Genomic DNA, 520 nt, shown 5'->3' with positions numbered 1-520 from the left:
CATGGACTCCATAGAAAGGAGGTGATCCAGCCGCACCTTCCGATACGGCTACCTTGTTACGACTTCACCCCAATCATCTACCCCACCTTCGGCGGCTGGCTCCTTGCGGTTACCCCACCGACTTCGGGTGTTGTAAACTCTCGTGGTGTGACGGGCGGTGTGTACAAGACCCGGGAACGTATTCACCGCGGCATGCTGATCCGCGATTACTAGCAATTCCGACTTCATGCAGGCGAGTTGCAGCCTGCAATCCGAACTGAGACCGGCTTCTAAGGATTCGCTCCATCTCGCGACTTCGCTTCCCGTTGTACCGGCCATTGTAGTACGTGTGTAGCCCAGGTCATAAGGGGCATGATGATTTGACGTCATCCCCACCTTCCTCCGGTTTGTCACCGGCAGTCAACTTAGAGTGCCCAACTGAATGCTGGCAACTAAGTTCAAGGGTTGCGCTCGTTGCGGGACTTAACCCAACATCTCACGACACGAGCTGACGACAACCATGCACCACCTGTCTCCTCTG

Annotated in this window: 1 rRNA gene; it reads right to left on the bottom strand. The window is 55.6% G+C overall.

Going from position 1 to position 520, the window contains the following annotated elements:
• Nucleotides 1–14 precede the first annotated feature (14 nt).
• A 16S ribosomal RNA gene (locus tag JMF85_RS27875) occupies nt 15–520 on the bottom strand; the annotation flags it as partial.

The organism is Paenibacillus sp. EPM92, assembly GCF_016586185.1.
GTDB classification, from domain to species: Bacteria; Bacillota; Bacilli; order Paenibacillales; family NBRC-103111; genus Paenibacillus_G; species Paenibacillus_G validus.
The sequence above is the reverse complement of the archived record's forward strand: the minus strand, read 5'-3'. Positions and strand labels throughout refer to the sequence as shown.